The 21181-nt window shown below is 36.2% G+C and carries 22 protein-coding genes; 3 read left to right on the top strand and 19 right to left on the bottom strand.

The window, feature by feature from the left end:
* Positions 1-348 precede the first annotated feature (348 nt).
* The gene (locus AC2A07_RS00110; protein ID WP_484048675.1) at positions 349-1887 is read left to right on the top strand and encodes a phytoene desaturase family protein; all 1539 of its coding nucleotides are present in this window, start codon (positions 349-351) and stop codon (positions 1885-1887) included.
* A 5-nt stretch (positions 1888-1892) separates the two neighbouring features.
* Entirely contained in the window at positions 1893-3626 is a 1734-nt protein-coding gene (locus tag AC2A07_RS00105) for a C45 family autoproteolytic acyltransferase/hydrolase (RefSeq protein ID WP_484048674.1), read from the top strand.
* A gap of 33 nt (positions 3627-3659) precedes the next feature.
* Here AC2A07_RS00105 and AC2A07_RS00100 read toward each other — a convergent pair whose 3' ends face one another.
* The 19 genes from AC2A07_RS00100 to AC2A07_RS00010 all read right to left on the bottom strand — a co-directional run bounded on the left by AC2A07_RS00100 (position 3660) and on the right by AC2A07_RS00010 (position 18038).
* Positions 3660-4832, bottom strand: a complete 1173-nt coding sequence (locus AC2A07_RS00100) for a DUF2062 domain-containing protein (RefSeq protein WP_484048919.1) — start codon at positions 4830-4832, stop codon at positions 3660-3662.
* 3 nt (positions 4833-4835) lie between these two features.
* Complete coding sequence (locus AC2A07_RS00095) at positions 4836-5318, bottom strand: hypothetical protein (RefSeq protein ID WP_484048673.1); 483 nt, start codon at positions 5316-5318, stop codon at positions 4836-4838.
* Complete coding sequence (locus AC2A07_RS00090; protein ID WP_484048672.1) at positions 5315-5689, bottom strand: ApeI family dehydratase; 375 nt, start codon at positions 5687-5689, stop codon at positions 5315-5317. The genes AC2A07_RS00095 and AC2A07_RS00090 overlap by 4 nt, the downstream gene beginning before the upstream one ends.
* A 3-nt stretch (positions 5690-5692) precedes the next feature.
* Positions 5693-6328 (bottom strand): flexirubin biosynthesis protein LolB2, encoded by a 636-nt coding sequence (gene lolB2 / locus AC2A07_RS00085; RefSeq protein WP_484048671.1) that lies wholly within the window; start codon positions 6326-6328, stop codon positions 5693-5695.
* Positions 6294-6920, bottom strand: coding sequence for a flexirubin biosynthesis/transport protein LolA2 (lolA2, locus tag AC2A07_RS00080; protein WP_484048670.1), 627 nt, complete (start codon positions 6918-6920; stop codon positions 6294-6296). Before lolA2 ends, lolB2 begins: the two co-directional genes overlap by 35 nt.
* Positions 6913-7668, bottom strand: coding sequence for a polysaccharide deacetylase family protein (locus AC2A07_RS00075; RefSeq protein WP_484048669.1), 756 nt, complete (start codon positions 7666-7668; stop codon positions 6913-6915). Before AC2A07_RS00075 ends, lolA2 begins: the two co-directional genes overlap by 8 nt.
* 26 nt (positions 7669-7694) lie before the next feature.
* Positions 7695-8756, bottom strand: a complete 1062-nt coding sequence (locus AC2A07_RS00070; protein ID WP_484048668.1) for a beta-ketoacyl synthase N-terminal-like domain-containing protein — start codon at positions 8754-8756, stop codon at positions 7695-7697.
* Positions 8756-9952: a beta-ketoacyl-[acyl-carrier-protein] synthase family protein gene (locus AC2A07_RS00065; RefSeq protein WP_484048667.1), complete on the bottom strand. Its 1197-nt coding sequence runs from the start codon at positions 9950-9952 to the stop codon at positions 8756-8758. Before AC2A07_RS00065 ends, AC2A07_RS00070 begins: the two co-directional genes overlap by 1 nt.
* Before the next feature lie 132 nt (positions 9953-10084).
* The gene (locus AC2A07_RS00060) at positions 10085-10342 is read right to left on the bottom strand and encodes a phosphopantetheine-binding protein (RefSeq protein ID WP_034963026.1); all 258 of its coding nucleotides are present in this window, start codon (positions 10340-10342) and stop codon (positions 10085-10087) included.
* Positions 10343-10554: 212 nt separating this feature from the next.
* Positions 10555-11094 (bottom strand): 3-oxoacyl-ACP synthase, encoded by a 540-nt coding sequence (locus tag AC2A07_RS00055; protein ID WP_484048666.1) that lies wholly within the window; start codon positions 11092-11094, stop codon positions 10555-10557.
* 255 nt (positions 11095-11349) lie between these two features.
* Entirely contained in the window at positions 11350-11589 is a 240-nt protein-coding gene (locus AC2A07_RS00050) for an addiction module protein (RefSeq protein WP_484048665.1), read from the bottom strand.
* A 39-nt stretch (positions 11590-11628) separates the two neighbouring features.
* On the bottom strand, positions 11629-12762 hold the full coding sequence (locus AC2A07_RS00045; protein WP_484048664.1) for a beta-ketoacyl synthase N-terminal-like domain-containing protein: 1134 nt from the start codon (positions 12760-12762) through the stop codon (positions 11629-11631).
* Positions 12763-12807: 45 nt separating this feature from the next.
* Entirely contained in the window at positions 12808-13230 is a 423-nt protein-coding gene (locus AC2A07_RS00040; RefSeq protein WP_484048663.1) for an acyl-CoA thioesterase, read from the bottom strand.
* Positions 13231-13431: 201 nt separating this feature from the next.
* The gene (locus AC2A07_RS00035) at positions 13432-13812 is read right to left on the bottom strand and encodes a GxxExxY protein (RefSeq protein WP_314492818.1); all 381 of its coding nucleotides are present in this window, start codon (positions 13810-13812) and stop codon (positions 13432-13434) included.
* A gap of 482 nt (positions 13813-14294) precedes the next feature.
* Entirely contained in the window at positions 14295-15557 is a 1263-nt protein-coding gene (locus AC2A07_RS00030) for an ABC transporter permease (RefSeq protein ID WP_484048662.1), read from the bottom strand.
* Complete coding sequence (locus tag AC2A07_RS00025; protein WP_484048661.1) at positions 15547-16299, bottom strand: ABC transporter ATP-binding protein; 753 nt, start codon at positions 16297-16299, stop codon at positions 15547-15549. Before AC2A07_RS00025 ends, AC2A07_RS00030 begins: the two co-directional genes overlap by 11 nt.
* A 1-nt stretch (position 16300) precedes the next feature.
* A complete protein-coding gene (gene darH / locus AC2A07_RS00020; RefSeq protein WP_484048660.1) occupies positions 16301-17296 on the bottom strand; it encodes a BtrH-related acyltransferase DarH in 996 nt (331 codons plus the stop codon).
* Positions 17296-17700 (bottom strand): flexirubin biosynthesis protein DarG, encoded by a 405-nt coding sequence (gene DarG / locus AC2A07_RS00015; protein ID WP_484048659.1) that lies wholly within the window; start codon positions 17698-17700, stop codon positions 17296-17298. The genes darH and DarG overlap by 1 nt, the downstream gene beginning before the upstream one ends.
* Before the next feature lie 170 nt (positions 17701-17870).
* Positions 17871-18038, bottom strand: a complete 168-nt coding sequence (locus tag AC2A07_RS00010) for a VOC family protein (protein ID WP_484048918.1) — start codon at positions 18036-18038, stop codon at positions 17871-17873.
* Positions 18039-18245: 207 nt separating this feature from the next.
* Between AC2A07_RS00010 and AC2A07_RS00005 the strand changes: the two genes are divergently transcribed.
* Positions 18246-21158, top strand: coding sequence for a M16 family metallopeptidase (locus AC2A07_RS00005; protein WP_484048658.1), 2913 nt, complete (start codon positions 18246-18248; stop codon positions 21156-21158).
* Positions 21159-21181: the final 23 nt, after the last annotated feature.

Here is a 21181-nt window from a genome sequence, read left to right as displayed (position 1 = left end):
TTGATTATGCTGCAGAGTTAGATTTGGGCAGCTGTTTCCGCCCTCCGTTCCCGCTTTTTTATTTCCCGATCCCCAACCCTTCCAAATAAAAAGAGCTTCACTTAGGTCGGGCTGCGAGCAGTTCAGGGGTATTAATAAGACTGTAAAATCTGCGATATCCGTGCTGTCTTTGGAAAGTAATTTTGGTTGGCGAAGCAAAGCCTGACACGATTGCAATCATAAAAAAACACATACAAATTTTTAAAAAGCTACGTGGAGTTTGTTTTTTACGATGTAATTTTAAAAACATTTATTCCAGACTGTTTGATAAACTTTTGTACCTTTTGCCGTTAAAACGATAATCAGAAATTGAACAAACAATACGACATATTGGTAATCGGCAGCGGTCTCGGCGGTCTTGTTTCTGCACTTATATTGGCAAAGGAAGGCCTTAAGGTCTGCGTGCTTGAGAAAAACAATCAATATGGCGGTAATCTTCAGACCTTTTCAAGAGACAAATTGATTTTTGATACCGGTGTTCATTATCTCGGAGGACTGTCGGACGGGCAGAATCTGCATCAGTTCTTTTCTTATTTAGAAATTATGGATGACCTCGAAATTCAGAAAATGGATGAAGACGGTTATGATAAAATCACTTTTGCAGATGATGAAAATGAATATCCTCATGCTCAGGGATACCGTAATTTTATAAAGCAGCTGTCAGCATTTTTCCCGGATGAAAAAGAAAACCTGGAAAACTATTGTGAAGAAGTTCAGAGAATATGCAGTTTTTTTCCAAGATATCATGTTATAGGGGAAGACAATTATAAAGAAGAGATTCTGCATCTCAATACCAGAAGATTTATCGAGTCCATTACTTCAAACGAAAAACTTCAGGCCGTTTTGTTAGGATCAAATTTCCTGTATGCAGGGGATTCTGAGAACACTCCGTTTTACGTTCATGCCCTGACGATTAATTCGTATATCCAGAGTGCTTATAAGTGTGTCAGAGGAGGCAGCCAGATTTCGAAGCTGCTCATTAAAAAATTAAGACAATATGGAGCTAATGTTTACAAGCATTCCGAAGTTTCTGAATTTATTTTCAATAATGACAATACCCTGACAGCAGTAAAAACAAAAGAAGGAAAAGAATATACTGCCAAAAAGTTTATTTCCAATATAGAAATCCGTACTGCCATCCGGCTGATTGGCGAAAAAAGGCTTAAAAAATCTTTTCTCAACAGAATTTTAAGCTGGCAGCCCGTTTCTTCATGCTTCAGTGTGTATTTGGTTTTAAAGCCTCAGTCTGTTCCCAATTTTAATTATAATGTTTATCATTATTCATCAGAATCAGTCTGGAAGGCATACCGTTATCAAAGAGACAGCTGGCCTTCAACCTATATGCTTTCTTCAACGCCTTCAAAGCATAATCCTGTATTTGCAGAGAGCTTAACTGCAATTTCCTACATGGATTTTGAAGAAGTCAAAGACTGGGAAAATACATTCAACACGTTTACAGATCATAATAGAAGAGATGAATTATATGAAAAATTCAAACATGAAAAGGCTGAAAAGATGATTACCGCACTTGAAAAGAAAATACCACATGTAAGGAACTCTATAGAAAGTATATATACTTCATCTCCACTGTCCTATCGCGATTATATCGGCAGTTATCAGGGAAATATGTACGGATACATTAAGAGTTCAGAAAATCCTTTAAAAACAATGGTGTCTCCAAGAACAAAAATTGAAAATCTTTTTCTGACAGGGCAGTCTGTGAATATGCACGGGATTTTAGGATGTACTATCGGTGCTTTCAATACCTGCGCGGAAATTTTGGGAAAAGAGCTGATGGATGAGCGTTTGAAGCAGGTCATAAAGAAAGATCAAATCGAAAAGCTGTAATTGATATGAAACCTGTTATTCCTGGTCAGACAAAGCATAAAGAATCTGTTGAATGGAGATTACCGGATTGTCAGAATAATAAGCTGTATATAGTTATTATTCTTTCCGTTTTTTTTCAACTCACCTCCTGTGGAGTCAGAAAATCCATTAAACATATTCCTGATATCGAACAGTACGTTCTGGAAGTTCCGCAGGTCACTAAAGTGAATGATTCCACATTTAGATTTAAACAAAATTATTTAACCAAAAACAGGCAGCAGCTTTGGGAATTGTATATCAAAGGTAATCCGCTGCAGCTGGGCTACAACAATGGTGCGCTGACAAAGGATCTGATGCAGAAGCAGGAAGAAATTTTCTTCTCAAAAGTAGAAGGTTTTGTTCCGTCAAAATTCAGGCAGAATCTTCTGCGCGGTTTTCTGAAATGGTACAACCGTAAAATGTATCTGAATGTGAATAATGATTTTCAGGCAGAATTATACGGAATGTCTCGGTATTCTTCGGATGCTTATGATTTTATTGCGCCGAAATTCCGCAGAAGTATGTATCTCCATGGTGCCCATGATATAGGCCATGCGATGCAGGATCTTATGGTTGTCGGCTGCAGTTCGCTGGCAGTCTGGAACGAAAATACAGAAGATGGGGATTTATTAATCGGAAGAAATTTTGACTTTTCTGTCGGTGAAGATTTTGCAAGAAATAAATTAATAGAATTTGTAGAACCCGAAAGCGGTATTCCGTACCTGTCAGTCAGCTGGCCGGGCATGATTGGAGTCGTTTCCGGGATGAATAAAGAAGGACTTTCGGTAACGATCAATGCCGGAAAATCTAAAATTCCTCTGACTGCAAAAACTCCGATTTCCCTTGTTACAAGAGAGATTTTGCAGTATGCTTCAACGGTTGATGAGGCCATAACTATTGCGAAAAAGCGAAAGGTTTTTGTCTCTGAATCCATTCTGATAGGAAGCGCAAAGGATCATAAAGCGGTCATTATTGAGGTTTCACCAAATAATTTCGGTGTTTATGATGCTCCCAATTCAGGCAGGGTGATCTGTACTAATCATTTTCAATCTGACGCTTATAAAGGGGATGAAAGAAATCAAAAGCATATCGCAGAAAGCCATTCAGAATACCGCTATGAAAAACTTCAGGAACTTTTAGCAGAAAATAAAAAACTCAATCCTGAAAAAATGGCTGCTATTCTGAGAGATCGATCGGGTATAGAAAACAAGAGTATAGGGTTAGGTAACGAAAAAGCAATCAATCAGCTCCTGGCTCATCATGCAGTTATCTTTTCGCCTGAAAAAAAACGGGTTTGGGTTTCTTCAAATCCTTATCAACTGGGTGAATTTGTCTGCTATGACCTGAATGAAATTTTTTCGGATCAAAGACTGAAAGACGGCAGTTTTTCAAGATCAGAATTCAACATTCCCAAAGATCCTTTCAGTGAATCTGAAGCGTTTAAAGGGTATGAAGAATTTAAGGCTGCCAATGAATATATACAGAGAGTTATTGACGATGATTCCGCCATCTTGGCAGATGACTTTCTTCCGCATTATCAATCTTTAAACCCTGATTTCTGGCTGGTCTATTATCAGTCCGGGAAATATTTTTTTAAACGGAAAGAATATTCCAAAGCAAAAAATGAATTTCTAAAAGCTTTGACGAAGGAAATTACAACAGTCCCGGACAGAGAGAATATTGAGAAATATCTTAAGAAAACTTTGAAGAAATTGAGATGATCAATCAGTCCGCTTCGTTGTTGAACCTAAAAATCAATTTTGATCAGGACTTACTTTATTTAAAAATAAAAATGTTGCAACACCGGATAGTACAGACATTGTGCTGGCTAAAATCAAACTTCCGATAACATACTGAAAAAGATTGTTTCTAATCAGATCAAAATTGAATTCCTGGCTGAAAATATCTCCGTGTCCGGCAATAAAAGGGGATCCTAGGAACAGGGATGCTGCAATAATAAATGGGATAAAAGGAGGCAGGCTGACATTTGAAGCCACAAAAGCCAAAACTTTATTCAGTTTGAACAGAACTGACAGAGAAATAACAAGCAATGTGTGAAATCCCCAGAAAGGCGAAAAGCCTACAAAAACTCCAAGAGCAATCGAAAATGCTTTGGTGCGGTTATTTCCATCGCTTTCCAGAACATCTTCTTTAATAAATCTTTTAAAACTCTTCTTTCTGAAATTACGGATGAAATTTCTGGGGACGATGTAGAGTAAAGTAATCAGCACCAGGATTGTATTTAGAATACTGATTCTCGTGAAATCTTTGAAAGGTCTGAAATGAGAAACCCTTTCTGTTGGATCATAAAGCACTCTGACAGGAACATTTTTTACAGGAATGTGTTTCCAGGCTGTTCTTACAATGATCTCAATTTCAAATTCAAATTTTGGGGTAAAATATTTCTTTGGTATTTTATGTAGTGGATAGAGACGGTACCCGGATTGAGTATCTTCAAGCTTAATTCCAGTTTCAAACCAAAACCAGAAGTTAGAAAAACGGTTTCCAAAACTGCTTTTTTTCGGAATTCCTTCCTGAGACATATTCCGGTTGCCAATCAGAAGGACGTCTTCTTTTTCTTCTGATAAGGCATCTACAAAAACCGGGATGTCATCAGGATAATGCTGTCCGTCAGAATCGATGGTAATGGCATGGTCATAGCCAAGTTCCTTTGCTTTTCTGAATCCGGTTTTCAGGCCGTTTCCTTTACCTTTGTTGTGAGGAAGACTGATGATGGTCAGTTGAGGGTAGGCTGCTAAAATAGCGTCAGTAGAGTCAGTAGACCCGTCATTGATAATAATAATGTTTTGGGTATATTCACCGACACCGTCAATAACTCTTCTGAGTGTCTTTTCATTGTTGTAGGTGGGAATAAGTACACAGATTTTCTTTTGCTCAATTGCATTTTGAACTTCTGAGAGAATCATCATTTATTTCAGACTGTTTTTTTCTGCTGCCGTCATGGTTTTAGACTGCATGGCAAATTTTTTAATGTACGTTTTCAGTGCCGGATTCTGTTTGGAATAATTGGTGAGGATAAAAACTTTGTCTTCTTTCAGATTTTTTGAATATCCTACAATTTTAGGAATGTTTTCCTGAACACTCATTCTGATTACCCTCAGTTCTGTATTATTTGGATTGTTTTTTATGATGCTTTCAAGATGTGTTGCCCCGGATTTCACAAATGATTTTCTTTTGTTTTTCTCGGTAGTAACTTTAGCTTCAAGAATCTCTGCTGCTGCTTTGTAAGCGCTGATGACAGGGTCGGAAGATGTTTTCTTTTCTGCTGATGCAATAAAGTTTTTTGCACCTTCAACCGATTGATTTGCTTTTGAATAGCTGCTTCTCAAAGTTTCAAGATCACCTTGGAAAAATAAAGATAGAACGGTCAGGAGTGATAATAAAAGTTTCATATTTTAGTATAATTAACTGACATTTTCAATGCAATTGTCTCGCCAAAATAGGTCGTATTTTTTACCTTGATTTCATTTTCCGTTTCGTTAAGCTCCAGTTTCAGAGATAGCTCCGGCGTTTCAAAAGGATTGATAATAGCCATAAATTTTACGTTGGAGGCTGATTTTAAAAATAATCTCTTACCGGTCACTTCTTCTGTCAGTTCTTTTACCATCTGCATCATACAGACTCCAGGAGTCACCGGGTTTCCGGGAAAATGACCTTTAAATATGTCATGATCTTTATTGAGACGTATTTTTGCGATAAAACCTCCGTTCTCTGTTTTTTCGCAGTTTTCTAAAGTATAAAAATCGGTAAGGATCGTTTGCATGATTTATTCAGTTTCAGTAATTTGAAATAGTTTGATGTTGATCTTAAAATCTTTGTGCTGTAGATTTACGGTCTCTGCAAAAGTATGTTTTTTTGCCTCAAAACTAAAATCAATTTTTTCTTTATTGTTCAGCGTATAGATGATCTGACTGAGCGTTCCTGTTTCTTTATCAAAAAACAGGTAATATCTCTTCTTGCCGTTATCTGAAAGATGGATAACAGAATCATTATTTTCAAAACTTTCACTTACCGGATATTTTTGCTTCAGCAGTTCCTGAAAATCGTTTTTCAGAAAATTAATAACCATTTTTTTATCCAGATCTGCCAAAACATAATGAAGTTTGAAATCATTCTCAGAAATTTCAAAGTCAATCATTTTATTGCCAAAATCGGAAGTCATAACCACCCTGTGGGTCGTATCATTGATTTTTTTGATAATTACAATTCCACTGATATGATTTTTATAAATGTCCATCTGGCATTTATAGACATAATCTGCTTTGGATGAAAAGTACAGATTCTCAGCAGTCTTCTGAATCTTTGAAACAGATGTTACATCTTTGAGTTGATAAGATGTACATGACATAACATGCAAAAAAAGTGAACTATAAAGAAAACTCAGAAGCAGGGATCGGCGCATTGATTTTTGTATTTTTGAAAACAATATTGGTAGTATCACCTGAAGCCTCTGTCATATTGACCTGTGATACAGTTGATTGATTTTTAGGAAAATACAGCTCGATCTGCTTGATGTATTTCAGTAACTGTGTAGACTTAGGGGTGAATTTCGCAATATTTGAGTTTGTATTTTTTAAATAAATAACAGAAAATTCAGGATCACTAAACATTTTTCCGTTTGAACTTCCCACAATCAGTTTATTGATTTTTTCAAATGTTTTACTTTTCGCATCGACCGAAGATTTTTTTCCCTGATCGTTAATGAAAATTTTATTGTCTTTAAAAATAATGCTGTACTGATAAGGTTTTGTATATTTCCAACTCAGCGTGGTTGGCGATTTCAGAGACATCTTCCCCTGGGTTACAATGTTTTTATCCAGAAAATCCATTTTTTTGGTCTGAACAAAATCACTTTGCAAAGTTTTGATCTGCTGTGTTTCAGACGATACTTTAGTTACGAATGTTTTTGCCTCAGCGTTTGTCATTGCTGTATTTTGCGCAAAAAGCAAATTTGAAATCAATAAAAGAGTTCCCAGTGCTATATTTCTAATCATTACTTTTAGATTTAATCATTGAATCAATAGTGAAAGTTGAATATTTTTCACGTTCCAAAAATAACAATAATTCGACCAAAACCCGATGCGTTTTATCTGACGTGTCGTGAAGCAGGATAATGCTTCCTTTTTTCAGGCCTCTCATTATTCTTTTTAGTATTTTCGTTTCATCAGTTATCACAGTATCCAGTGAACGAACGTTCCAGCCAATACTTTTTTTATTTGTTTTTCTGATGGCTTTCGCAATATTGGGGTTGGTGACTCCAAATGGCGGTCGGTAAAGATCAGTCTTTATATTTCCGTATTTAGAAATAACTTCGTCGCACTTTTCAATCTCTCCGGTCATTTTTGAAGCCGGTAAAAACCCTGTACTGTTAGAATGGGAATAGGTGTGATTTGCAACCGTGTGACCTTCTGCGATAATTCTCTGAAATATTTCGGGATATTTTTCAATCTGTTTTCCAATGCAGAAAAATGTCGCTTTTGTATCGTTTTCTTTTAAAATATCTAAAAATTTAGGCGTAAATTCTGTAGGTCCGTCGTCAAAAGTGAGAGCCACTTCTTTGATTTTTGTTCGTTTATGGGTAAAACTATTGACAAAGTATCCCAGTTGAATATCAAATGAGCCCCAGACGATAACCCCTGAAAACAAAACAAAGCAAAACAAGTAAACCCAAATTGTTCCCTGAAATGCAAAAATCAAAAGGTTTAAAAAAAGAAAAAAGATAATAAATGGATAATGTTTCATCTTTCTTATGGAGTTTTTATTTAAAATCAAGCTTTTTTCAGTAAAACCAAACTATGATCATTACCTCCCAGATGATTGTACAGGAGGACATTTGAAATATTTTCTTTTTTTACAGAATTAATCATCATTACTTCCGGGATCTGTTGGGATTTCAGGATGTGACACGCCATAAAAGTCGAAAAACTGCTTGCAGTATTGAATTCTCCACTTAAATGTTTGTAATAGAGTAATGAGGAGTCTGGAAATATTTCAGACACTTTTTGATAGTAAACATCAGAATCTGCATCTCCGCTGAAACCTAAAATAACAGCATCAATATCTCCATTTTTTAAATTATTTTTAGCTAAAAAATCCTCAATGAATTGTTGAGTTTCATTTAAATCTAATGTATTAATAATTTGGATATCTTTCAATTGAGCGTAAGAGTTTGCTGTTTTCTCTTTTCCCAATACAAAAAAGCCAGAGCCTTCGCCCCAAATAACACCCTCGGTTTCTGAATTTAAATAATCAACAGGCAGATTTTCTTTTTTCTTAATAGAATTGTTCAGTTTGTACAGTTGCATTGTTCTCTCGGTCTGTTCATCTGTGGAACCAACCAAAACGTTCTCCGCTTCACCGTCAAGAATCTGAAGTTTGGCATCCAGCATTGAAAATTCCAATGAAGATGAACGGTTGACATAGGTGAAATTATATCCATGACACTGCAAGCCCAAAGCAATTTGTCCCGCAACCGTGTTATGTGTTGACTGAATAAAAAATGTGGGTGTCAGAAATTCCTCATTATTTTCCAAAACATTTTTCAGGAATTTTTCAGAATCCTGAGAACATCCCATGCCGGTTCCTACAATAATGGCATCAGGTTTCTCAATCCCAGCCTCCTGTAATGCTTTTGTAGAAGCTACCGAACTCATTTTTACAGTCTTAGACATTCTTCTGCTCATGGCCGGTGGAATGTACTCTCTGTAATTAGGTTCGATCGCTTTCAATACCTGAACTGAATTCTGAGATTTAAGATTTCCAAAGAAATTTTCATTTAAAGTGTCCTGAACAGAGATGCAGGTTGCACTGTTGATGTAAACAACACTCATTATTTAGAAAAAATTAAGGTTGAACAGTTTCCTCCAAATCCGAACGAATTGGAAAGAACGTGACTGATATTCTTCTCTTTCAGTTCAGTGACCGGAGTCAAATCAAATTCTTCCATTTTTGTTCTGAAATTTAAATTTGGAAAAATCACATTGTTCTGCATGGCTAAAATCGAATAAACCGCTTCAATTCCTGCCGCCGCCGCCAGGGTATGACCGGTAAACGCTTTCGTGGAGCTGAAGTCCGGAACTTCGTTTTCTCCAAATATTCTGATCATTGCAATACCTTCTGATAAATCATTATTAGGGGTAGCAGTTCCGTGAACATTAATGTAATCGATCTGTTTTTTGTCCAGACCTGAAATTTTAAGAGCCTTTTCCATTGCGAGATAGGCACCCTGTCCGTTTTCTGACGAAGCAGTCTGATGATGCGCATCATTGGCATTGCCGTAACCGGAAAGGTAAGCAAGAACCCTTTTGTTTTGTTTTTTAACGATCTCATCAGATTCCAGAACAAGGAAAGCAGCAGCTTCCCCAAGGTTCAGGCCTTTTCTGTCGTTGTCAAAGGGGGTATTATATGAGTCGGTGAGAATCATCAGTGTATTGAACCCATTCAAAGTGAATTTTGAAAGGGAATCAGTCCCACCAACGATAACACGGTCTAAAATACCGTTTTTAATGAGTTTTGCCCCCATCATAATGGCATTGGCTGCTGAAGAACATGCTGTGCTGATCGTAGAGACCATTCCTTTAAGACCAAGCAGGTCTGCAATGGCAAGCGATGAATTTCCGGCATCGTGAACATCAATATATTTTTGCTTTTCAGGAAAATCTTCGTAAGTATAGAAAAATTTTTCGGTGATATCCATTCCACCTACGCTCGTGGAAGAAATGAGTCCCGTTTTATATTCGTTAATATCCGAAATTCCTGCACTTGCTACGGCTTCTCTTGCAGCAACCATTCCCAATAAGGCAGTTCTGGTCGCATTGTTGTCTTCAGGAAGCTGAAGCTGTTGCGCCAGTTCTTCATTGGAAAGTTTTATCTCACCTGTCTTGATGCTCCCTGCATGACGGGTATCAAACAGTTGAATATCTGAGATGCCGTGCTTACCGGATGTCAAAGAAATAAAATTTTCCTCAACATTGTTACCAATGGAGGAAATGATACCTATTCCTGTGATGGCAATTTTTTGACTCATCTTTTATAAATGTAACAATGATAATAATGTATCAATTTAACAATGTAGCAATGTATCAATTTAGTAATGTTGCAATGTAGAAGTTTACCGATTATTGCCAGACTGTAACATTGTTATATTGGTAAATTAACTTTATTTTGTTCTGTTTTCCTCAATATATTTTGCCATAACTTCGATGGACTGGAAGATTTCTTTTCCTTTTTTAGGGTCAGATAATTTGATTCCGTAATCTTTGTCAAGAAGAACAATCAATTCAAGCGCATCAATAGAATCCAAACCAAGACCACCACCGAAAAGAGGGTCTGTGTCTTTGATTTCTTCTACTGCAACGTCTTCAAGATTAAGAACTTCTATGATTTTGTTTTTTAATTCTAATTTTAAATCTTCCATTTTTTTATATTTATCTATGTATCGGTTTTTCGATGTTTCAATGTACCAATGTATCAATAGGTGTCAGTTTAACAATGTGAAAATGTATTAATGATCAATTTACTATGGCTTATGGTTACCAAAAACAGCTGAAACTTAATAGCTGTATTGTTATACTTTTTAAAATTGTTACATTATCATACCTCCATATTTCACACTGTTATATTATTATGTTACAAAGTCAGCAAATATACAAAAGCTTTATAACTTTCCTGATATAGTTCGACCCATCCGCATAAGACTTTTTCAGCTTTTCCTGACTGCAGAATCTGTGCCGCATAAGTGTTTAGAAAATCTTCATCGAATTCATTCAGAACAAAAAATGCATTTTCCGTCTGCATCTTATGTTTAATGCTGATTTCACCGACGCAGATGTTTGGCAAGGTATATACAAAAACGGCGGGACTGGGAAAATAATTTTCTTCAGAATTGATGCTTTCCTGGTATTTGAAATCGGTGTCAAGACTTGACGATTTATTGGCAAAAACCAATGCGGTTTTACTGTGATCATCGTTTTTTAGAATCATTTCGGAAGCAAGAAAAGCCAGTTTGCTCAGATGATCCATTTTATGAAATTTAGAATAATTCAGTTCTAAACTTTTATAAGCTTCTTTTGCGAAATTTGCGAAATTTTCAGTTTCAGCTTCAAAAATAATTTGTTTGTTGACCGTTATTTTTGAGTTTTCTATGGTGCAAATGTCTGTTTTCTTCATTGAGGTTTTTCAAAAATTTTAAGGCTTTTTTTGGGTTTTGATATGTGTTGAAAACAGAGAGTATGATGATTTTATAATCAATAATTTCATAAACTACGAAGAAAGGAAATTTTTGAATGAAAGCTGCTCTGTAATTTTTCTTAAGCTGAAAATGTTTTGGATTGTTTTGAATTCTACGTAAATATTCTTCCATATGTTACATAAATTTTTCTTCCAAACTTTTTTGTGCATCTTCCTGTAACACTAACTCATAAGTCATTTCAAAGCTGATTTTGCTTTCTCTTTGACTTCCTCCCAAGTGTAAAATTTGCTTTCTCCGCTTAAGAATTTTTCTCGTCTTTCATTTATTTCATCATAATGCCAATCTGGAATTGCAGGATAATTATCTTCCTGCTCTTCAGCATTGATAATTCCATTTAAAATACGAAGGATTCTCTCATCTGCAATATTTATGTAGTCGTGAATTCTTTTTCTTATTTCTAAAGTAGATTTCATTTCCTAAAACTTTAACTCTATCAAAATTACAAAATTATTCTATGCTTTTTCCAAAACAATAGCTGCATTACAACCACCAAAACCCGAAGCGGTTTTCAAAATATACTTAATTTCTGCCGACTGATTTTCTTTAATAATATTTAAATCCTGAGAAATGCCCATTTCTTCAAAGTTTTTGGATGGAATTAACGTATTGTTCAAAGCAGATTCCATAGAAATAATGCTTTCCAAAAGTCCTGAAGCCCCCAAACAATGTCCGTAGTAACCTTTCATGCTGTTCAGAGGAACATTTTGTAGATTCATTCGGTTGAAAGCAATGGCTTCCATCTCATCGTTATAAAGTGTTGCCGTTCCGTGGGCGGAAATAAAATCGATCTGCTCTGCTGAAACTTTTGCTTCTTTCATTGCATTTTGAACGCTGGTAAATAATCCGTCGCCGGTTCTAGATGGTCCGGAAATGTGATTGGCATCATTGATTGCAGAATCACCCAGGACTTTAAACTTAAATTTTTCGTTATGATCTAATTCTGAAGTGATGTACGCTGCAGCGGTCGCTTCGCCTAAATTTATTCCATTACGGCTTTTGTCATAAGGTTTACACGGTTCGCTTCCTATGGCCTGAAAAGAATTAAAACCAGAAATCACAAACTCAGAAATTCCGTCTCCGGCAACGATAAAAGCATCTTTGTATTTTCCTGTCTGAATCATATTTTTCGCAACTGAAATCGCCATGACTCCGGAAACACAAGCATTGGAAACGACAATCGGTTTGGTTTTAAATCCAAAAAAATCCGCGAGTTTTTGAGCTAATTTTGAAAGGTAGACCCCTTCCGGTAAAGTAGTTTCGTTTTTTAATAAACTGATATTTCCTTTCGTTGTTGATAAAATAAAAGCCGTTTTGTCTGAAATATGATGTCTTTCCACCAGAGGTTTCAAGCTCAGCAAAAACATTTTTTCAAGTCTCGTGAAGTTCTGATTGTTAAAGTGTCTGTTGAATTCTTCTTCCAGTTTTTCACAATCAATTTTAGAAATAAAAAAAGGTTCGTGATTTTCAGTGATTTTATGTAAAGCAACACCTGATTTTCCCTCCAGAAGAGCTTTCCAGTTTGATTCCACATCAAAACCCAAAGGCGTGACGCAGCTGTAATCTGTAATGTAAATTTCTTTGTTCATTAATTGCTGAAATTTTTGAATCTTTCTTGAAAAGCAAAAAGCCAACTATAATCCCATCGCATCTTTCCAAGCCTGAAAAAACTCAGGATTATACAGGCATAATTTATTGTCAGAATCCAGGAAAACCTGAATGGTTTCCCCACTGCAAACCAATTGATTTTGCTGATTGAAAATCTCGTATTTATAAATCAGTTTCGCCGAAACAGAATTCACGAAAGTTGTTACAATGTTAATTGTTTCCCCATATTTCAGCGGAAGAAAATGTTCACACGTACTCTTTACAATTGGGGTTACAAACCCGGCTTTCTGAACGTCGAGGTAGGTTAGACCGTGTTGCCGGCCAAAAGCTTCCCTCCCATCTTCAAAATAAACGATATAATGTCCGTGCCAAACAATTCCCAGCGGGTCTGTTTCGTTAAATCGTACACGTATTTCTTCGGTACAGGTTAAATTTTTTTTAGACTGCATTTTATTTTCTTTTTTTACCACAATGTGCACAAAGGTATTCACAAAGTACACCAATTAAAATCATTTTATTAATGAAATAATTAGTTTATCATTGTGCTCTTAGTGAAAAATCTTGGTGTTCTTAGTGTTTAAAAAAAACACAATGAGAACAGGAGTTTTCACTAAAGAGAGTTTTTTTTAATTACTTCTTGATATGTCAAATCAAATTGTTCCGTTAATCAATCTCTTAACTCCATTCTTAAATAAAACCGAGTTAAAATTGATAAGCAAACCCAATTTGCAATTACTTAATTTTAAATATGTTAAAACCTGAGCGATATGAATATCATTTAAAGATTCGACTGATTTTACTTCAATAACAACTTTTCTTTCAATCAAAAGATCGAGTCTATAACCAATATCAAGTTTTACATCATCGTAGATTAGTGGCATTGGCTTCTGTTTTTCTATAAATAATCCGGATTTTTTTAGTTCAAAATACAGACATTCTTCATAAGCGCTTTCCAAAAGCCCTGCTCCAAGCTGACGATGAACTTTCAATCCTGCATCAAATACAATCTTTGAAATTTCATTCTCATTCATATTATTTGTGTTTTTTAGAAATTATTTTTCTATAATGCTTAACTTTTTACCACAAAGAGCACCAAGGTTATTCACAAAGTATACCAATTAAAATCATTTTGTTAATGAAATAATGGGTTCATCATTGTGCTCTTGGTGAAAAATCTTAGTGTTCTTAGTTTTTAAAAAACCACAATGTGCACCAAGGTATTCACAAAGTACACCAGTTAAAATCATTTTGTTAATGAATTAATGGGTTCATCATTGTGCTCTTAGTGAAAAACCCTAGTGTTCTTAGTGTTTAAAAAACCACAAAGTGCACAAAGGTAATCACAAAGATCACCAATTAAAATCATACTATTAATGGGTTCATTATTATTGTGCTCTTAGTGAAAAATCTTAGTGTTCTTAGTGTTCTTAGTGTTTAAAAAACCACAAAGTGCACAAAGGTATTCACAAAGGTCACAAATTAGAAATCTATCTGTTCCTAATCCTTAAACAAATTATACGCTATTTTGTTTTCTTTCGTAGAGCAGAGAGATCGTTACCATTGCGATATAAAATAAAAATAAAAAAATCAGTTCCTTCGCAATTCCGTCGATGTCACTGTTTCTTAGAATAATATCATAGTATGCGTTTAGTCCCCAATTCATGGGAGAAAACTGCGCAATTTTCTGCATAAATTCAGGCATCAGGAAGACAGGGACCCAGATTCCGCCAATCGCTGCCAAAACCACCACTGAAGTCGCTCCAAAAGGTGCTGACTGCTCCTGAGTATCAGAGACCGTTCCGATTAAAACTCCAAATCCAATTGCTGCCAATCCTGCAAATATTGTAACAATCAGGAGGTGGAACATTTTTCCTGAAACATCAAACTGAGGCAAATCCATCAGCGGGAAGAGCCAGATGCCTACAGCCACCATCAACAGAAACTGAATGACACAAATGATAAGATAGGTGAATGTTTTCCCTAAAATATGAATATAATAGGGCGTTGGACTTACCCGAACTCTTACACTCGTTCCCTGACTTTTTTCTTTTACCAGATTTATTGACAATGGAACAACGATAAAGAAAATAGCAAACAGTGCCCAGGCAGGAACGTTGTGCTGTACCGAATTCGGCATCTCTTCTTTTTTACCTTGGTTTGGTGTGATTTCTTTGAAGGTAATCAAACTTTTATTTTCAAGATCTTCCGTTGTTCCAAGTTGATCCTGGAAGGCTTTGTATATTTTTTTATTCTCGATTTCAAAGACCATTTTATTAATGGCATTCATTACAGAATTTTTGAAACCTGCGTTGGTTGCAGGATCGAAATAGAGATGAATGTCTTTAGTTTTTGAAGCCACAGTTTTAGTGGAAGCCGAATCAGTTTCCAAACCGAACGAACTTATAATGGTCTGAACTTTCGAATCTATATTTGAATTTAAATCTTTCGATAAATTTTCAGGTATGACGATGGCCAGTTGATAATCTCCCGTGAATACCGCTTGCTCAGCTGATTTCTCGGTGTAATCAGTAACGAGTTCAAATGTTTTGCTGGTTTCCAGTTCTTTTTTGATGACTTTTGAAACTTCAGATTGATCATTATCAATGAAAATAATCGGGATTTTAGATCCTTCCAGATTTTTAAAGGTCGAATCCTGAATTAAAGTGATGGTAATAATCAACAGCAGCGGCATCAGGAAAATAATGACAATCCCGCCTGAATCACGTTTCAATAACTGAATTTCTTTAATGAAACTTCTCCACAATTTATACAACATCTCTCAATTCTTTTCCGGTTAATGAAATAAAAACATCTTCAAGGTTTTCCGCATTCGCAACTCTTTCCACCAATTCTTCGGGTGTTCCTGTCGCATGAATTTTTCCGTGGTCGATGATAGCGATTTTTGTGCAGAATTCTTCAGCTTCAGATAAATGATGCGAGGTGTAAATAATGCACGTTCCTTTTTTATTTAAATCTAAAAGATAGTCGATAATCGCTTTTTTCGACTGAACATCAACGCCAACGGTCGGCTCGTCCAGAAACAGAACTTTCGGATTGTGAAGAGTCCCGGCAATCAGGTTACAACGGCGTTTCATTCCGCCTGAAAACTGGTCGACTTTTTTATTGGCAAATTTTGTCAAGCCCATCAATTCCAAAGCTTCGTCAATTGCTTTATGAAGATAATCTTTCTTCAAACCATATAAACTTCCAAAGAACAAAAGGTTCTCCTTTGCGGTCAAAGTCGGGTAGAGTGCATATTCCTGAGGAACGACACCGATAATTTGTTTGATTTTTGAACTGTCTTTTTTTGGCGACAAACCATTGATGGTGAAACTTCCTGAGGTCGGTTTAATCAAACCTGAAAGCATAGAAATCAACGTGGTTTTTCCCGCTCCGTTAGGGCCGAGAATTCCGTAGATTTCGTTTTTACCGATGTTCAAAGAAATATCATTAACCGAAAAGTCTTCCGAGTTCTTGTATTTCTTGTAGAGATTTTTTATTTCGATGATATTCTCCAAACTATATCGCTTTTCTCAGTTTTTTATAAAAAGCCTCCTCCAAATCAGCGATATGCAACATTGATTTTGAAAGCTGATTGTAAATGTCGCTTTTAGAATTTCTGTTTTTGTAGACTCTTGCAATATCTACTGCAAAATCTCTCCAAAGGTCACCGATTGCAGTAATTTCTTTAGATAATTCCTTTAATTCATCATTTTTAAGAATAACCGCTGCTTCCTGTAAAAAAGCTCCGTAAATAAACCTGAATCCGCCTCCGCCGGTTCCGATTTCTTCCTGCATTCTGATCAGTTGTCCAAGGTAATGATTGGTTACTTTCGTGCCTTTTTTCTCAGCCCATTTAGGGATGCTTTTTGCTACCCAACGCATTGCTTTCACACCGATAATCGGAACGGGAGCAAGCATATTTTTGCAGGTGTCTTTGATTCCTTTTTTAATAGCTTCTTCCAGATTAACCTTTTCCGGAATGTGAATCGGGAAATACATGTGACCTTTCGGGGCAAGTGCACCTTTAGCATAACGTACTTTTTCGAGTTCAGCTTCAGTCAATGTTGTTGCAAAATCCATTACCGGATCGCTGATTAGGAATTTTCCGTCTTCTTTACCGTACACCACAAGATTGTGGGCATTGAAATGAAATTTGTATTCTTCAGGAAAATACGTCAGGTTAAAGACACCTACCTGCAGGCCTGTAGGGATATTCTGTTCTAAATTTTTTTCCAAAGCAGCCTGAGCATCTTTAGGATTTGAAAATTTAACTCTTTTTATTTTTATTCCCAGTCTTTTTGCGGCTTTGCTGAAAATAGCTCCAGGCATCGGACGATAACTGAACCCCGGTGCAAAATTCACTTTCAAAAAAGGCAGGTACACGAAAAATAATCCGGAACCGATTCCGAAAATCATTGGTTCGCTGAGTTTTAAACCTCTGTTGAGAAGTAGATTGGAGGCAACACCGTTTTCGCAGTGGGCTGTCTGGTGGTGTTCAAAGTTGATCTTCATTATTTACCGTCGAAGTTTTTGAGTTCATCTACCGAAATTCCGAATGTGTCGGCATATCTTTTCAAAGTGGAATCGCTGAGTTTTTTAAATATTTTCGGTCTTGCGTGTCTTTTGACTGTCCATTGCCATTTTCCAACATAGGCTGCGAGAACCTGTAAATCCATCTTATTCAGTTCCATGAAATACATGATAGGACTCACAGTGTTGTTGGCGACGTTTTGTTTTGCCTCCTCAATTCTTTCATTGATGAGCTCCATGGACTCGTCAAGGGCAGCTTTTTTAGCTTCCCACCCGATACTTTGAGCAGTGGTGTAATTGTTATTTTCATCAGTTACATATAACATTTCGGTCATATTTGCTGATTGAAGATTACTTTCGTCTTGTGGAATGTCTTGTTTTTTCACCCGAAAAGATTGATGTTAAAATAAACAGATGATATTTTATGCATCTGTTGTAGCTGATTTTTCAATGCGCTAAAATAATAAAAATGCAGGACATAGGATAATGAAATGTAAAGGCCGTAATTGTTTAAAATTCAATAGAATTCTATCTGAATCATTGTGAATTTTATTCATCACATCATAAATACGTTAAACGTATGAATATCTGGATCTGAAAATACAAAACCATAACGGTTATCGCCAAATTTTTTTAGTCCAGACTCTGTTTTTCCGCCAGTTTGTCTCACCGGTTTTGCCCATTCCTCAACTTCATCTGTCGTGTCTGCGGAGAGAGTGAAAATAATTTCATTGGAATTTTGATTGTTTGAAAATGCGACTTTTGTATTTTTCTATAAGATATCTGTGAGGAAAAAATGTAAAAAATTATTGTCGCTAAAGAAAAAGCTTGTCAGTTCGTTGGATCTTCTGTTAGATTTAATATAATATTAATGGACTGTAACAAACGTCTTTATAATCCTACCTATTTAACATAATTATATAATACTACTATGAAGAAAGTTTTTATTTCTCTTTCATTCTTTTTTATGATCAATGCAGTGGCACAGAAATTTGATACGCAGACAGTGACTGACGGTCAGGGTTATACGTACGAAACTGTGAAAAATGATCAGACAGGAGTGAGAGTCTATGCTTTAAAAAACGGATTAAAAGTGTATCTCGCAAAGAACGATGATGCTCCCAGAATCCAGACGTATGTGCCTGTAAGAACTGGCTCAAACAACGATCCGAGTGATAATACAGGATTGGCCCATTATCTTGAGCACATGGTCTTCAAAGGAACTTCTCATTTGGGAACTCAGGATTGGGCCAAAGAAAAAGTTTTGCTGCAGCAGATTTCTGATCTATATGAGCAGCACAAAGCGGAGAAAGATCCTGAAAAGAAGAAAGCACTTTACAAAAAAATAGATGAGGTTTCTCAGGAAGCTTCAAAATTTGCCATAGCTAATGAATATGACAAAGCAATTTCATCTTTAGGAGCAACAGGAACCAACGCTCACACCTGGTTAGACGAAACGGTTTACAAAAACAATATTCCGGCTAATGAATTGGAAAAATGGCTGAAAGTAGAAAAAGAACGTTTCTCTGAATTGGTTCTGAGACTTTTCCACACAGAATTGGAGGCGGTTTATGAAGAATACAACAGAGCGCAGGATAACGACGGGCGTTTGGTAAATTATGCTTTAATGGAAGCGCTTTTTCCAAAACATCCGAACGGACAGCAGACAACAATCGGTACTTCAGAACACCTGAAGAGCCCGTCAATGGTGGCAATTCACAAATATTTTGACACTTATTATGTGCCTAATAATATGGCGGTCGTATTGGTTGGAGATTTAGATTTCGATAAAACGATAAAATTAGTTGACCAATATTTCGGGTCGTTCAAATACAAAGAACTTCCGGTGAAGAAAATGGTTTCTGAAGAGCCGATGACTCAGGTAGTGACAAGAACTGTGAAAAGTCCGTCTGCACCAAGAATGACGATGGCTTGGAGATCTGATTCGTACGGAACAAAAGACGCAAGACTCGCAAGCATGGTTGGTGAAATCTTAAGCAACAGCGGAGATGCAGGTTTAATTGATTTAAATATCAGCCAAAAGCAGAAAGTCCTAAGCGCAGGAGCTTATGAATCTCCTTACAAAACTTATGGAGCATTTACCCTATACGTTGTACCGAAAGAGGGACAAAGCTTTGATGAGGCTAAAAAATTACTGCTTGGACAGATCGATTTAGTTAAAAAAGGTCAGTTCCCGGATTGGATGCTGCATGCAATTGTTAATGATATGAAAGTTCAGCGTATGAAAGGCTGGGAAACAGCGGACGGCCTTGCGACTACTTTATATGGTGCTTACATCAACGAAAGAACCTGGCAGCAGGAATTGGATGAGATCAATGATTACGAAAAAATCACCAAAGCAGACATCGTAAAATTTGCGAATGAGTTTTTTAAAGATAATTATGTTGTGGTCTATAAAGAAAAAGGAGTGAATGATAAATTAGTACGTGTACAAAATCCTGCAATCACCCCAATTAAACTTAACAGAGAAGCTCAATCTCCCTTCCTTAAAGATATTTTAGGCACAAAAGCGGGAGACATCAAACCTCAGTTTATTGATTATAAAACAGCAATAACAACTTCTGAAATAAAAGACAAGAAGGTGAGTTTCGTTGAAAACAAATACAACAAAGTTGCTCAGGTGAATTATATCTTTCCTTTCGGAACCGATAATGATAAAGAGCTAAGCTTAGGGGTAAGCGTTTTACAGTATTTAGGAACCGATAAGTATACTCCGGAACAGCTGAAAGAAGAATTCTACAAACTGGGAATCTCAAACAGCTTCAGAACTTCAAACGATCAGACCATTATCTCTCTGAGCGGACTTGAAAACAATATGAAAAAAGGAGTTGAATTGTTGAATCACTGGATGACGAATGTGAAAGCTGATCAAGCCATCTATGATCAGACAGTAAAAACAATCCTTGAATCAAGAGAGGTAGCGAAAAAGGATAAAGGAAGAATTATGGCCGCACTTTCCAATTATGCGAAATATGGGAAGGATTCAAGATTGACGGATATTATTTCCAGACAGCGTATGGAAAGTATCAATGTCAACGAACTCATGTCTAAAATAAAAACGTTAAACCAATATCCTTACGAGATTTTCCTTTATGGAGAAAATCAGAAAGGTCTTGAAAAAGCAGTAAAACCTTTTGTTGCCACTACAAAACTACAACCTGTAATAGCGAAAATATATGCAGAGCCTGCAACGGAAGGGAAAGTATATTTTACGGGTTATGATATGGTGCAGATGGAAATGGCTAAAGTGGCTAAAGGCAGCAATGTTAACCTTTCAAACTTCGGTAAAGCCAATGTATTCAATGAGTATTTTGGCCGTGGTCTGTCTTCTATTGTTTTTCAGGAGATCAGAGAAAGTAAATCACTGGCTTATTCTGCTTATGTTTCTTACGCTAATGCTTCTGAAAAGGATCACCCCAATTATGTGACCAATTATATAGGAACCCAGGCTAATAAATTGCCTCTTGCTGTAAATGCGATGAATGATCTGATGGCAGATTTTCCACAAATTCCTGCACAGTTTGAGAATTCTAAAGGTTCGGCTTTAAAGCAGATTGCTTCTAACAGAGTTAACAGGACAAATATTTTCTACAACCAACTGGCATTGAAAAAACTGGGTGTTGACTATGATATCAGAAAGGATGTGTATGCAGAGATTCAGAATTTAAGTTTGCCACAGCTGACAGGCTTTTACAATTCAGATATTAAACCGTTGAAATATAATACTGCTATCATCGGGAAAAAAGAAAATCTGAATATGGATTCTATTAATAAAATGGGAGAATTCAAAGAAGTGACACTTGAAGAAATCTTCGGATATTAATTTTCATTAATATAAATTGTTTG

It is taken from the genome of Chryseobacterium sp. HNCC26DJ238, assembly GCF_057180465.1.
The sequence above is the reverse complement of the archived record's forward strand: the minus strand, read 5'-3'. Positions and strand labels throughout refer to the sequence as shown.